Source organism: Thermaurantiacus sp., from assembly GCF_053487655.1.
Genome location: NZ_JBRCLD010000031.1, coordinates 1 through 12,454 on the forward strand (window position 1 = coordinate 1; position 12,454 = coordinate 12,454).

Below are 12,454 nucleotides of genomic sequence, written 5' to 3' on the forward strand. Positions count from 1 at the left end.
CCGTCGGCACGAACAGCGTCTGGCCCACCCGGATGACCGAATCGAAGCCGATCCCGTTGGCGGCGGCAATCTCCCGCCACGGCACCTTGTAGGCCTGGGCGATCGCAAGCCCCGTCTCGCCCGGCTTTACCACATGCGCCCGGCCCCCCGGGACCGGCTTGCCATCAGCGACTGCCGGCACCGGCTTCCACGCTGGCACCGGTTTGGCTTGCGCGATGGGCGCCCGTGGTGCCGGCGGCGGCTGCGGCCGCTCGCGTGTGGCGCAGCCAGCAAGGAGGAGAAGGAGGAGGGCCGAACGCAGCATTGCGCGCTCCTTACGAGGCAGGCCAGGCCCGGCCAAGCCGGGAGCCGGCAACGCGAGACTGTCAAAATCTTTGACAGTCGCGGCCCGGATTGGGGCCGGGACTGTCAAAATTTCTGACAGTCGCGGCCCGGATCAGGGCCGGCCTCGTAATCTAACCCCTTGAAATCCAGAGAAAACCACCAGGTTCCCCAAGTTGGAACGTTTTTTGCAGTGAGGAGGGAAGATGAGGTGAAGGAGGAGTCCTATGTCGCGTTTCGTTCCTGCCCTTGCTGCTGCCATCCTTGCCGCCGCTTCGCCTGCTTCCGCGCTCAGCTTCTTCGACGGGTTCGAAGGCGAGACCAGCGGTGGCTCGATCCTGAACTATGCGGGCTTTGCCAACTGGATTGTGGTCAGTGGGACGGTTGATCTGATACGATCCGGCGAATACGGCATCCGCTGCCGCTCGGGCAACTATTGCGTTGACCTGGATGGCTCGACCGGGCACGCTGGAATACTAGAGTCGCGAAGGTTTGCCTTTTCCCCAGGCGATAATGTCGATGCCATCTTCTGGCTGAGCGGGAGCCAGCGTGGGGATGGGCGGGACCGTGTAAGCGCCCTGTTCTTTTTCTCCGGCCCTTCCGCGACCCCTGTCGATCTTCTTGGAGTGCAATTCCTTCGGGGCCCAAGGGGCTACACAGATCCAGAAGACCGGCTTGGCTTTATCGGCGGCACCGGCTTCCTTCCCGTACTCGACAGCGGGGACCCTTTCGAGCCGTGGGGCATCCGCTTCCGCGCCGGCTCTGAAGGCGTTTTCTTCATCCGGCTGGTCCATTGGGGCAATGCGGATGACCTCCGTGCACCGAGCGACAATATAGGGCTCGTCCTCGACGACCTTTCGGTCGAGATTTCCTCGAGGGGCGGAGTCATCCCCGAGCCGGCGACCTGGGCGATGCTGATTGCCGGGTTCGGCCTTGTCGGCGCGGCGGCCCGCCGGAGGAAGCTGGCCGCCGCCTAGCGCTCCAGCGCCGCCATGAGGGTGCCCATCGTCTCGCGGTGGGTCAAGTCAAGGTGGAGCGGCGTGACCGAGACAAAGCCCTCGCGCACGGCTTCCAAGTCGGTGCGGTGGCCGGGCGTTTCGACTTCCCGGCCATAGCCGAACCAGTAATAGGGAAAGCCCCTGGGGTCGATCCGGGCGTCGATCCTTATATGGCCATAGTCGCGGAAGCCCTGCCTTGTCACCCGCACGCCGAGTGGCTTCGCACGGGCAGGGAAGTTGATGTTGAGAAGCACGCCCTCGCCCCAGTCTGAGGCGGCGACCCGGCGGATGATGTCGGCCCCCATGGCTTCGGCAGCGGCGAAACTTTCCTGCCCGTGCGTATAGTCGGCCATGGCCTGCGAGAGGGCAATCGAGCGCACGCCAGCGAGCGTCCCTTCCATGGCAGCAGAGACGGTGCCGGAATAGGTCACATCCTCAGCGAGGTTGGGGCCCCGGTTCACGCCCGAGAGGATGAGATCGGGCCGCTCGCCGTTCATGAGGTTGCCAAGCGCCATCATGACGGCATCGGTCGGCGTTCCAGCGACAGCGAAGCGGCGGGGCCCGAGCTCGCGCACCCGCAGGGGGCGGGTCAAGGTGAGGGAATGGCCGGCGCCCGACTGCTCCTCGGCAGGAGCGACGAACCACAGATCATCCGAGAGCTGGCGGGCAATCCGCTCAAGCGCTGCAAAACCAGGCGCATTGATCCCGTCGTCGTTGGTGAGAAGAATGCGCATCAGGCCTCCGGCTTGAGGGTTTCGAGCCCGCCCATGTAGGCGCGGAGCAGCGGCGGGATGGTGACACTGCCGTCGGGCTCCTGGAAATTCTCAAGGACGGCAACCAGCGCCCGGCCAACGGCAACTCCCGAGCCGTTGAGGGTGTGGACGAACCTCGTGCCTTTCTCGCCGGCCGCACGCACGCGGGCGTCCATCCGCCGGGCCTGGAAGTCGCCACACCAGGAGATGGACGAGATTTCGCGGAACTGGCCTGCGCCCGGAAGCCACACTTCAAGGTCGAAGGTCCGCCGGGCCGCAAAGCCCATGTCGCCAGCGCACAGCAGCATCCGCCGGTAGGGAAGTGACAGCGCTTCAAGAACTGCTTCGGCGGCTTCCACCATCCGCATATGTTCGGCTTCCGCCTGCTCGGCCGTGCATATGGTCACCAGCTCCACCTTCTCGAACTGGTGCTGGCGGATGAGCCCGCGGGTGTCCTTGCCGGCAGCGCCAGCCTCGCGCCGGAAGCAGGGGGTGAGTGCCGCAACGCGCAGCGGCAGGCTTGCCTCGTCAAGAACCCGCTCACGCACCAGGTTGGTCAGGCTGACTTCGGCGGTCGGGATGAGCCAGCGGCCATCCACCGTCTCGAACTGGTCGTCACGGAACTTGGGGAGCTGTGCTGTCCCGAACATGGCCGGCTCGCGCACCAGCAAGGGCACGACGGTCTCGCGCCAGCCGGCCGCGACCGCCCGGTCGAGCATGAACTGGCCAAGCGCACGGTGCAGCCGGGCAAGTCCGCCTTCAAGCACGGCAAAGCGGCTGCCCGCAATGCGCGCAGCTGCATCCGGGTTCCAGCCGAGGCGCGCGGCGAGCGCATCATGTGCAAGCCCGCCGGTCGGCGTCTCGCCCCAGCGCTTCACCTCGACATTGCTGCCTGCGTCGGCGCCATCGGGCACATCCTCGGCCGGCAGGTTGGGCAATTGACTGGCGAGCGCCTCGACTCGCTCCATCGCTCCGGCCTCGGCAGCTTCGGCCGCGGCAATCCGGTCTTTGAGGGCTGCCACTTCGGCCTTCAGCCCCTCAGCCTCGGCAAGCGCTCCGCGCGCCATTGCAGCGCCGATTGCTCTTGATGCGTCATTGCGTCTTGCAAGATCGGCCTGGAGCAGGGTCTGGATGGTGCGCAGCGCCTTGTCAGCCTCGATCACCGCATCCGATGCGCGGGCAATGCCGCGGCGGGCGAGCGCAGCGTCGAAGGCGGCTGGATCGGCGCGCAGCGCCTTCAGGTCATGCATGGCCGCGCCCTATGGCGCGGGACCTCCAAAAAGGCGAGGGGGCATTCCCTCTTGCTTGACGAACCAGGGAGCAAGGGCGGTTGCGACCTGCTCGGCAGTTGCCGGCAGCGGCCGGGGCATCTTGCCGACCGCACCCGATTCGAGTGCCCAGGCGAGCATGGCGTCCGCTTCGCAGACGTCGATGCCGCGGCGCCGCAGGGCCTGGCGGATACGCTGGCAGGCGGGCTTCCAGGCCGGCGGCACGGTCAGGGGCCGAAGGCGGTAGGGCTCAACTTCCGGCGCGTCACGCATGGCTGCTGCGGCAAGCTTTTGGGCGGCGCGGAACTCGACCCGCATGAGGCGCGCATAGGTCCGCTCGGCTGCAACCTCGAGCCCCAAGTCGGTCAGGAGACCGGCTGCGATGAGGGCATCGACCATCCCGCTCCGGAGCGCTGACGGTTTGATGGCAACGACATGTTCTGGCACCTCTTCGTTGGGGAGCACATCGGCAAGCCAGGCCGGGCTGAAAGGGAGAGTTGGCCAGTAGAATGGGGTGCCCTCGAAGTCCTGCATTTCAAGCCCCATGCTGCCGTTGGCGTAAGGAATGAGGCGAAGCCTTACGTCCATCATCCCACGCGGCAGCGGGACGGGCACAGCCGGCGTGACCTGCCCGCCGCCAGCGCCTGGCCGAAATCTTTGCGCAAACGGCCTCTTCACGAAGGCAAGTGACGGGCGAAGGAGCGCTGCTTTTGCGAGCTTTCGCAGTAACTCGCCGTCAGCCAGCCCGGCCCCAGTTGCTGCTACGCTTCATCGAGTGGCAGATCGGGCTGGGCAGCGGCTGCCTCTGGCGGCGGTTTGAGGCCAAGGTGGGCCCAGCCCGGTGGGTTCAGCACCCGGCCGCGCGCAGTCCGGCCGATGAGCCCGGACTGGAGCAGGAAAGGCTCGATCACATCCTCAAGCGTGTCGCGCGCTTCGGAAAGGCCGGCGGCAAGCGTGTCCACGCCAACCGGACCGCCGCGGTAGAGGTCGGCAAGCATCCAGAGATAGCGGCGGTCCTGGGCGTCGAGCCCGAGCCGGTCGACTTCAAGCCGAGTGAGGGCGGCATCGGCAAAGGCGGCGTCAATCGGCTCACTGCGACCGGCAGCGAAGTCGCGCACCCGGCGCAGGAGGCGCCCGGCGATTCGGGGGGTTCCCCGCGCGCGCCGGGCGATCTCGCGCGCGCCATCCTCGGCGAGCGCCATGCCAAGCAGCGCTGCCGCCCGCCTGACCACCAGGAACAGCTCCTCTTCTGAGTAGAAGACGAGGCGAACCGGGATACCGAAGCGATCCCGCAAGGGCTGGGAGACGAGGCCGGCGCGCGTGGTTGCGCCCACCAGCGTGAAGGGCGGAAGGTCGATCCGGATGGCGCGCGCCGAGGGCCCCTCGCCGATCATGATGTCGAGCGCGCGGTCCTCCATCGCCGGGTAGAGGATCTCCTCGACGCTTGGCGGCAAGCGGTGGATTTCGTCGATGAAAAGCACGTCGCGGGGTTCGAGATTGGTGAGGAGAGCCGCAAGATCGCCGGCACGAGCGATGACGGGCCCCGAGGTTGCGCGAAAGCCCACCCCCAGTTCGCGCGCGACAATCTGGGCGAGCGTCGTCTTGCCAAGCCCCGGCGGTCCGGCCAGCAGCAGGTGATCGAGCGCTTCGCCACGCCCGCGCGCAGCATCGATGAAGACGCGCAGATTGTCCCGCGCGGCGGCCTGGCCGACGAACTCGGAAAGCGTTCGGGGCCGCAGCGCCGAATCCGGGTCCGCGGGCTGCGGTGCGGCGGAGGTGAGGTCGCTCATCGCGCTGCCCGCTTCAGCGCCTCGCGGATGAGGGCAGCGGTCCCGGCATCCGCGCCGAGCGCGGCTTCGGCCGCAGCGACCGCGGCCGCCGCCTCGGTCCCGCGGAAGCCGAGGTTGGCAAGCGCCGAAAGCGCTTCGCCGACAGCTCCGGTCGCGGGCTGCAGGGCGGGCCCGGCATCCCCGCTGGTGGCGACCGGGCCGGCCGGTACTGCGCCCCTGAGCTCGGTCACGAGGCGTGCCGCCAGCTTCGCCCCCACCCCCGGTGCCCGCGCCAGCGCTGCCCTGTCCTCCATCGCGATCGCGCGGACAAGGTCAGCAGGGGCGAGGGTGGAGAGAATGGCAAGCGCAAGCCGCCCGCCCACGCCTTGCACGCTCGTCAGCTGGCGGAACCACGCGCGCTCGGCCTCATCGACAAAGCCGAAGAGCATGATCGCATCTTCCCGCACATGCGTCTCAATCAAAAGGCGCACTGCGGTATCTGGAGCAAGCCGGGCAAGAGTGCGGGCGGAGGCCTGCACCAGATAGCCAACTCCACCCACTTCGATGACGGCATGATCAGCGCCGAGCGCTGCAACCGTGCCAGCAAGCAGCGCGATCACGCAGCAAGACCCGGCCTGAGCGTGCCGGCGGCTGCGATGGCAACGGCAAGCGCGTCGGCCGCATCCGCCGCGACGGCGCCGGCGGCGGGCAGCAGCCGTTGCACCATGTAGGCCACCTGCGTCTTCTCGGCAGCACCAGTGCCGGTCAGCGCCTTCTTGACGAACCGGGCTGCCACTTCGTGCACGACAAGGCCAGCGAGCCCGGCGGCAAGCAGCGCCACGCCGCGCGCTTCGCCAAGCTTCAGCGTCGACTGCGGGTTGCGGTTCTGGAACACTTCTTCGATGGCAACTGCATCAGGCGCGTGCTGGGCGATCACGTCGGCAAGGCCGCAGTGGAGGGTGGCCAGCCGCTGCGGCAGCGGGTCGGTGGTCAGGGTTGCGAGCACGCCGTGCGCCACATGGCCCAGCCGCGCGCCTTCGACCAGGATCACGCCCCAGCCGGTTTGGGCGAGACCGGGGTCGAGCCCCAGCAGCCGGACCGGTCTGCCACCAGTCACGCCAGCGCGTCCGCCACATCGTCGGTCATGTCATGGTTGCCATAGACCGCCTGGACATCGTCGGACTCTTCAAGCGCGTCGATGAGCTTGATGAGCATCCTTGCGTCCTCGGCCGAGACTTCAACCAGGCTGTGCGGCCGCCAGGCAAGCTTTGCGCCTTCTGCCTCGCCCAGCCGAGCTTCGAGCGCCTTCGCCACTTCATGGAGCGCCTCGGGGGCAGTCCAGATCTCGTGGAAGGCCTCGTTCGACTCCACATCTGTTGCACCAGCCTCAAGCGCGGCCTCGAAGACAGCGTCTGCGCTTCCCGCCGAGGCGGGATAGGTGATGAGCCCCATGCGATCGAACTGGTGCGAGACCGCGCCAGTTGAACCGACATTGCCGCCGTTCTTGGCAAAGGCGGTGCGGACGTCGGTTGCCGTGCGGTTGCGGTTGTCGGTGAGCGCCTCGACGATGAGTGCAACACCTCCGGGCCCGAACCCCTCGTAGCGGATCTCTTCATAGACTTCGGCGTCATTGCCTTCAGCCTTCTTGAGCGCGCGCTCGATGTTCTCCTTGGGCATGGAGGCAGCCTTCGCTGTTGCGATCACAGCTCTGAGGCGCGGATTGAAGGCCGGGTCGCTGTTGCCGGTCTTGGCTGCTGTCATGATCTCGCGGGCGAGCTTCGAGAACAAGCGCGCACGCTTGGCATCCTGCGCGCCCTTGCGATACATGATGTTCTTGAACTTGGAATGACCTGCCATGGCACGGCTCTACCCGCGCCGTGCAACCTTGAAAAGGGAACCGCCGTGCGCGCCATTCTCGCTGCGTTCGCCCTCGCTGCCCTTCCGCTCAGGCCCGTCGTGGCCCACCATGGCTGGTCCTCCTACGATGCGACCCAAGTGCTCGAAGTGAAGGCCGTCCTGTCCGATCTCGAATGGGCCAACCCGCATGGCACCGCGAAGATCATGTGGCAGGGCGCGAAATGGGACGTGATCCTCGCCCCCACCGCCCGGATGGAGAACCGCGGCCTGACCCGGGACATGATCGGGCAAGGCCAGACCGTCACCCTCATCGGCTATCCGCGAAAGGACGGCACGAAGGAAATGCGGATCGAGCGGATCATCGTCGGCGGCAAGACCGTCGAGCTTCGCTGATCCGGCGCGTGGAGGCGCTCGCCGCCGCGCTCGAGACCGGGGCGCTCGGGGCGTGGGCGCGCGGCTCGGGCCTTGCCTATCCGGTCGCCAACACGCTCCACCTCTTCGGCCTCGTCCTCCTCGTGGGTGCCATCGGCCTCCTCGACCTCCGCCTGCTGGGCGCCTTCCGGGCGCTTCCGCTCGCCACCCTTTCGGCGGCGCTGACGCCGCTCGGGCTTGCCGGCCTTGCCGTCTGCGCGCTGACGGGTGCGGTGCTGTTCGCCGCCGACGCCCGCGCGCTCGTCACCAACCCCGCCTTCTTGTGGAAGGGCGGGCTGATCGCCATCGCGCTTGCGAACGCGCTCTTGTTCCGCGCGTGCTGGCGCGGAGGGGAGCCGAGAGTTCCGCTGAGAGCCATGGCGCTCGCCTCGCTCGTCCTGTGGCTCGCCGTTGCGACGCTCGGCCGCTTCATCGCCTACGTCTGACGAGCGGGAGCGCTTGCCCGGGCCAGAGCCACCGCCTAGGCTCGCGTCCGGGAAAGGGAGAACCGGCGCTGCACCAGCCGCTGCCACAGGACGCACCAACCGCTGCGCCGCGGGGCACCACGCCGCCGCCGGTTCCGCTTGCCACCCGCGTCGCCTTCGGCTTCGGGGCCGTGGCCAATGGCATCAAGGACAATGGGTTCAATTATTTCTTGCTGCTGTTCTACAGCCAAGTGGTCGGTCTTGACGCCCGCCTGGTTGGAGTGGCGATTTTTGTGGCGCTTTTGTGTGATGCGATCTCCGACCCGGTCGTCGGCACTTGGTCTGACAATACCAGGACTCGCTGGGGCCGCCGCCATCCGTTCATGTATGCCGCCGCCCTCCCGCTAGCCATCTCCTTCTGGTTTCTCTGGAACCCCCCGCTCGGCTGGAGCCAGACGGCCTTGTTCTGGTATCTCCTGCTGCTTGCAGTTACCATCCGCACCTTCATGACCTTCTTCGAAGTGCCGAGCTCGGCGCTGACTCCAGAGCTGACCCAGGATTATGACCAGCGCTCGGGGCTGATTGCGCTGCGTTACTATTTCGGCTGGACTGGCGGGAACTTCATGACCGTGCTGAGCTTTGGCGTCATCTTCCCGGCCTTTGCGACTGCGGCCATTGCCGACGGCCGCTTCAACCCGGAGGCCTATTCCGTATATGGCCTCATCGGCGCTCTCCTCATCTTCCTCTCCGTCATGGTCTGTGCAGCGGGCACCCATTCGCGCATCCCCCAGCTCATGCCGCCGCCGCCCTCGCGCCCCGGCGGGCTTGTGCGGATTATCCGCGAAGTCCGCGAGACGCTTGGCACCCGCTCCTTCGGTGCGCTCTTCATCGCCACCATCTTTGGTGCCATTGCAACTGGTCTTGCGGCCAGCCTCGCCTTCTATCTGAACATTTTCTTCTGGCGCTTCTCGAGCGAGCAGATTGCCATGCTCACCTTCGGTGTGTTCGTCTCGGCCATCTTGGGGGGCATTCTCGCCCCCGCGATCGGACGCCGCTTCGGCAAGCGCCGCGGCGCGATCCTTGCTGGCCTCGTCGCCTTCCTTGGCGCACCGCTCCCGATCGTGCTGCGCCTTCTTGGCATTCTGCCTTCTGCTGCCGAGGCCCCCTGGGTGTTCTGGGTGGTCGCCCTCGCCACCATCGTCGATGTCGGCCTCATCATCGCCTTCCAGATCCTTGCCACGGCAATGATGGCCGATCTCGTCGAGCAGGCCGAGCTTCGCACTGGCCGCCGCTCGGAAGGGACGTTCTTTGCTGCCATCAGCTTCATCCGGAAGGCGGTCACCGGCATCGGCGTGACGGCGGCCTCGCTGGTGCTCGGCGCAGCCGGGCTTGAGGCCGGGCTTGACCCAGGCCAAGTGCCGGAGTCCGTCTCGCTGCGGCTTGGGGCCGTCTATGTGCCGGTCATCTTGTCGCTCTGGATGACGATGATCGCCATCCTCTCGCTCTACCGGCTGGAGCGCGCCGATCATGAGGCCAATCTGGCAGCGCTTGCCGCACGAAGGCGCGCACCTTGACATTGCGCTCACAGCCGGGCTAGCGGATAGAGCTCGCCCGAAACCCGATTTCGAGCGTCTGAGGATGCACGCCGGTCCGCGAGGCTTCGCTCGCCGGCGCGCTTGGCATTTGATTTCCGGGCAGCCGGCCGGAAGGAAGCGTGGGACCACGATGTTCGAGAGCCTGGCCGATCGCCTGAACGCGGTGTTCGACAAGCTGCGCGGCCGAGGCGCGCTCACCGAGCTTGAGGTCCGCGGTGCCATGCGCGAAGTCCGCATCGCCCTTCTTGAGGCCGATGTCGCGCTGCCCGTCGTCAAAAGCTTCATCGACAAGGCGACGGAACGTGCCGTTGGTGCGGAAGTCTTGAAGTCCGTGACGCCGGGCCAGCAGGTCGTCAAGATTGTGCACGACATCCTGGTTGAGACGCTCGGCTCCGAGACGGCGGAGATGGCGGTCGATGTCGCGCCGCCGGCCGTCATCATGATGGTCGGGCTCCAGGGCTCGGGCAAGACGACGACGACGGCCAAGCTTGCAAAGCACCTGGCTGAAAAGCGCCGCAAGAAGGTGCTGATGGCCTCGCTCGACGTGAACCGGCCGGCAGCACAGCAACAGCTGGCGATCCTTGGTGAGCAGCTGCATATTGCAACACTTCCGATTATTGCTGGCCAGCAGCCAACGGACATTGCCAAACGCGCGCTGCAGGCGGCCAATCTGCAGGGCTATGACGTCCTCCTCCTCGACACTGCCGGCCGGCTCCATGTCGACGAAGCTCTCATGGCCGAAATGGAAGCTGTTGCTGCCTCTGCTGTCCCCGATGAGATCCTTCTCGTTGTCGATGCGCTGAGCGGCCAGGATGCCGTCAATGTCGCTGCAAGCTTCGCTGGGCGGGTGGCGCTCACAGGTGTCATCCTGACTCGCATGGATGGCGACGCCCGTGGTGGGGCGGCGCTCTCGATGCGTGCAGTGACAGGCAAGCCGATCAAGTTTGTCGGCACTGGCGAAAAGCTCGAGGCCCTTGAGCCCTTCCACCCCGAGCGCGCGGCGGGGCGCATCCTCGGCATGGGCGATGTCGTCAGCCTGGTTGAGCGTGCAGCCGAGACGATCGATGCCGAAGATGCCCGCAAGATGGCCGAAAAACTGGCCAAGGGCGGCTTTGACATGACCGACCTTCTCGCCCAGTTCCGCCAGATGAAAAAGCTGGGCGGCCTCGGCGTGCTCGCCTCCATGCTTCCCGGCCTCGGCAAGGCCCAGGCGGCGATGAAGCAGGCGGGAGTGAATGACGATACGCTTCGCCATCTCGAGGCCATCATCCTTTCGATGACCCCGAAGGAGCGGGCGCGGCCGGAGATCCTGAACGCCCGGCGCAAGATCCGGATCGCCAAGGGATCTGGCACCACGGTCCAGGAGGTGAACCGCCTCTTGAAGATGCACGCCGAGATGGCAGGTGCGATGAAGCGCCTCAAGAAAATGGGCGGGATGAAGGCGCTTGCTGCCATGTTCGGCACGGACCCCACAGCTTTGCGCACGCCCGGCCTTCTGCCACCCGGCACGGGGATGCCCCCTGGCCTTCCTGGCAATTTCCGTTTCAAGAAGTAGGAGATACTCCATGGCCCTTTCCATCCGGCTTGCCCGCGGCGGCGCCAAGAAGCGCCCCGTCTACCGGATTGTCGTTGCCGACAGCCGATCCCCCCGTGACGGCCGCTTCATCGAGAAGCTCGGCACCTACAATCCGCTGCTTCCCAAGGACTCTGAGCAGCGCGTGACACTTGATGCCGAGCGCGCGCGGGTGTGGCTTGCCAAAGGCGCGCAGCCGACCGACCGAGTGGCCCGCTTCCTCGATGCTGCTGGCGTTCGCCCGCGTGCTCCACGCGTGAACCCCAAGAAGGGCGAGCCTGGCGAGAAGGCCAGGGAGCGTGCGGAAGCCCGCGCTGCCAAAGCCGCGGAAGCCGCAGCAGAGGAAGCCCCGGCCGACGCGGCTCCGGCTGAGGGTGGCGACGCCTGACCCTCCCGTCGCGCTGGCGGCAATCGCCGGCGCCCACGGCATCAGGGGCGAGGTGCGGCTGAAGCTGTTTGCAGAAAGCCTCGAAAGCCTTGCTGCGCACGCGCGCTTTGAGGCCGGTGCCCGTGTGCTGACGCTGGTTTCTCTTCGCGACGGACCCAAGGGACCGATCGCGCGCTTTGCCGAAATTGCCGACCGCACGGGAGCCGAAGCGCTGCGCGGGCTCGAACTCAGCGTCCGACGTTCGGCGCTGCCGCCGCTTGCCGAGGGCGAGATCTACTGGGTCGATCTCATCGGCCGCGCGATCCTCGCACCCGATGGCCGCGCGCTCGGTCGGGTGGTCGACATCGCCAACTATGGCGCCTCCGATGTTCTTGAGATCGAACGCCCCGACGGCCGCCGCGTGCTGGTGCCCCTGACGCCCGACGCGGTGCCCGAGATCGCCGACCCGCTCGTCATCGACCCGATCTGGTTGGACTGGGTATAGCCGCGATGAATATACATTGGCTATGACCAGCGTCCGCCACACCCGCGTCTTCAAGTCTGGCAACAGCAAGGCGGTGCGCCTGCCTGCCGACTGGCCGGTTTCTCGCCGAGACGCGCCTTGGTGGCCGGTTGCGGGCCGACTGGCTGATCGCCGCCCACGCCATGTCCCTGGAGATGGAGCTGGTGACCTTTGACGCCAGCTTCAAGGGGCTGCACCCCGACCTCCAAGTCTATCAGCTCAACGAGATCTAGGATTGGGAGCGCCGGCCATGACCTGGCACGCCGCCGTCATCACCCTCTACCCGCAGATGTTCCCGGGGCCGCTTGGTCTGAGCCTTGCCGGCCGGGCGCTTGCCGAGGGCAGCTGGGCGCTCGAGACCTTGCAGCTTCGCGATTTCGCAACCGACCGCCACCGGTCCGTCGATGACACGCCGGCGGGCGGTGGGCCGGGCATGGTGCTCAAGGTCGACGTGATGGCCCGCGCCGTCGATGCCGCGCGCGGCCGCTGTCCTGGCCTCCCGGTCCTCGCCCCGACGCCCCGCGCTCCCCGCCTCACCCAGCGCCGTATCCGCGAGCTCGCTGGCGGGCCTGGCGTCATCCTGCTGTGTGGCCGC

At 66.9% G+C, this 12,454-nt stretch carries 15 protein-coding genes and 1 pseudogene; 8 read left to right on the plus strand and 8 right to left on the minus strand.

The window, feature by feature from the left end; genetic code table 11:
- On the minus strand, positions 1 to 304 hold a 304-nt coding region (locus ACWIQA_RS03180; RefSeq protein ID WP_448581617.1), incomplete at its 3' end, for a LysM peptidoglycan-binding domain-containing protein.
- Positions 305 to 548: 244 nt separating this feature from the next.
- Here ACWIQA_RS03180 and ACWIQA_RS03185 point away from each other — a divergent pair.
- Positions 549 to 1,298, plus strand: coding sequence for a PEPxxWA-CTERM sorting domain-containing protein (locus ACWIQA_RS03185; RefSeq protein WP_448581618.1), 750 nt, complete (start codon positions 549 to 551; stop codon positions 1,296 to 1,298).
- Here ACWIQA_RS03185 and surE read toward each other — a convergent pair.
- The 7 genes from surE to ACWIQA_RS03220 all read right to left on the minus strand — a co-directional run bounded on the left by surE (position 1,295) and on the right by ACWIQA_RS03220 (position 6,965).
- Positions 1,295 to 2,053 (minus strand): 5'/3'-nucleotidase SurE, encoded by a 759-nt coding sequence (gene surE / locus ACWIQA_RS03190; protein WP_448581619.1) that lies wholly within the window; start codon positions 2,051 to 2,053, stop codon positions 1,295 to 1,297. The genes ACWIQA_RS03185 and surE overlap by 4 nt on opposite strands.
- Positions 2,053 to 3,321 (minus strand): serine--tRNA ligase, encoded by a 1,269-nt coding sequence (gene serS / locus ACWIQA_RS03195; protein WP_448581620.1) that lies wholly within the window; start codon positions 3,319 to 3,321, stop codon positions 2,053 to 2,055. Before serS ends, surE begins: the two co-directional genes overlap by 1 nt.
- Positions 3,322 to 3,330: 9 nt before the next feature.
- Entirely contained in the window at positions 3,331 to 3,930 is a 600-nt protein-coding gene (locus ACWIQA_RS03200) for a hypothetical protein (RefSeq protein ID WP_448581621.1), read from the minus strand.
- Between the two features lie 170 nt (positions 3,931 to 4,100).
- On the minus strand, positions 4,101 to 5,129 hold the full coding sequence (gene ruvB / locus ACWIQA_RS03205) for a Holliday junction branch migration DNA helicase RuvB (protein ID WP_448581622.1): 1,029 nt from the start codon (positions 5,127 to 5,129) through the stop codon (positions 4,101 to 4,103).
- On the minus strand, positions 5,126 to 5,728 hold the full coding sequence (gene ruvA / locus ACWIQA_RS03210; protein WP_448581623.1) for a Holliday junction branch migration protein RuvA: 603 nt from the start codon (positions 5,726 to 5,728) through the stop codon (positions 5,126 to 5,128). Before ruvA ends, ruvB begins: the two co-directional genes overlap by 4 nt.
- Positions 5,725 to 6,225, minus strand: coding sequence for a crossover junction endodeoxyribonuclease RuvC (gene ruvC, locus ACWIQA_RS03215; RefSeq protein ID WP_448581624.1), 501 nt, complete (start codon positions 6,223 to 6,225; stop codon positions 5,725 to 5,727). The genes ruvA and ruvC overlap by 4 nt, the downstream gene beginning before the upstream one ends.
- The gene (locus ACWIQA_RS03220; protein ID WP_448581625.1) at positions 6,222 to 6,965 is read right to left on the minus strand and encodes a YebC/PmpR family DNA-binding transcriptional regulator; all 744 of its coding nucleotides are present in this window, start codon (positions 6,963 to 6,965) and stop codon (positions 6,222 to 6,224) included. Before ACWIQA_RS03220 ends, ruvC begins: the two co-directional genes overlap by 4 nt.
- A 45-nt stretch (positions 6,966 to 7,010) precedes the next feature.
- Here ACWIQA_RS03220 and ACWIQA_RS03225 point away from each other — a divergent pair, with 45 nt between their 5' ends.
- The 7 genes and pseudogenes from ACWIQA_RS03225 to ACWIQA_RS03255 form a co-directional block, all read left to right on the plus strand.
- Positions 7,011 to 7,358, plus strand: coding sequence for a DUF6152 family protein (locus tag ACWIQA_RS03225; RefSeq protein ID WP_448581626.1), 348 nt, complete (start codon positions 7,011 to 7,013; stop codon positions 7,356 to 7,358).
- A gap of 8 nt (positions 7,359 to 7,366) precedes the next feature.
- Positions 7,367 to 7,822, plus strand: a complete 456-nt coding sequence (locus ACWIQA_RS03230) for a hypothetical protein (protein ID WP_448581627.1) — start codon at positions 7,367 to 7,369, stop codon at positions 7,820 to 7,822.
- A gap of 80 nt (positions 7,823 to 7,902) precedes the next feature.
- Entirely contained in the window at positions 7,903 to 9,375 is a 1,473-nt protein-coding gene (locus ACWIQA_RS03235; RefSeq protein ID WP_448581631.1) for an MFS transporter, read from the plus strand.
- A 151-nt stretch (positions 9,376 to 9,526) separates the two neighbouring features.
- The gene (ffh, locus tag ACWIQA_RS03240; RefSeq protein ID WP_448581628.1) at positions 9,527 to 10,951 is read left to right on the plus strand and encodes a signal recognition particle protein; all 1,425 of its coding nucleotides are present in this window, start codon (positions 9,527 to 9,529) and stop codon (positions 10,949 to 10,951) included.
- 10 nt (positions 10,952 to 10,961) lie between these two features.
- Positions 10,962 to 11,357, plus strand: a complete 396-nt coding sequence (rpsP, locus tag ACWIQA_RS03245; RefSeq protein ID WP_448581629.1) for a 30S ribosomal protein S16 — start codon at positions 10,962 to 10,964, stop codon at positions 11,355 to 11,357.
- Positions 11,344 to 11,841 (plus strand): ribosome maturation factor RimM, encoded by a 498-nt coding sequence (gene rimM / locus ACWIQA_RS03250; protein WP_448581630.1) that lies wholly within the window; start codon positions 11,344 to 11,346, stop codon positions 11,839 to 11,841. Before rpsP ends, rimM begins: the two co-directional genes overlap by 14 nt.
- Before the next feature lie 268 nt (positions 11,842 to 12,109).
- A pseudogene (locus ACWIQA_RS03255) lies at positions 12,110 to 12,454 on the plus strand (tRNA (guanosine(37)-N1)-methyltransferase TrmD); the annotation flags it as partial.

Excerpts from the sequence above, each read along its gene's own strand:
- ACWIQA_RS03185 (WP_448581618.1), top strand. The coding sequence starts at position 549 with ATGTCGCGTTTCGTTCCTGCCCTTGCTGCTGCCATCCTTGCCGCCGCT.
- surE (WP_448581619.1), bottom strand. The coding sequence starts at position 2,053 with ATGCGCATTCTTCTCACCAACGACGACGGGATCAATGCGCCTGGTTTT.
- rpsP (WP_448581629.1), top strand. The coding sequence starts at position 10,962 with ATGGCCCTTTCCATCCGGCTTGCCCGCGGCGGCGCCAAGAAGCGCCCC.
- ffh (WP_448581628.1), top strand. The coding sequence starts at position 9,527 with ATGTTCGAGAGCCTGGCCGATCGCCTGAACGCGGTGTTCGACAAGCTG.
- ACWIQA_RS03220 (WP_448581625.1), bottom strand. The coding sequence starts at position 6,965 with ATGGCAGGTCATTCCAAGTTCAAGAACATCATGTATCGCAAGGGCGCG.
- ruvB (WP_448581622.1), bottom strand. The coding sequence starts at position 5,129 with ATGAGCGACCTCACCTCCGCCGCACCGCAGCCCGCGGACCCGGATTCG.
- ACWIQA_RS03200 (WP_448581621.1), bottom strand. The coding sequence starts at position 3,930 with ATGATGGACGTAAGGCTTCGCCTCATTCCTTACGCCAACGGCAGCATG.
- serS (WP_448581620.1), bottom strand. The coding sequence starts at position 3,321 with ATGCATGACCTGAAGGCGCTGCGCGCCGATCCAGCCGCCTTCGACGCT.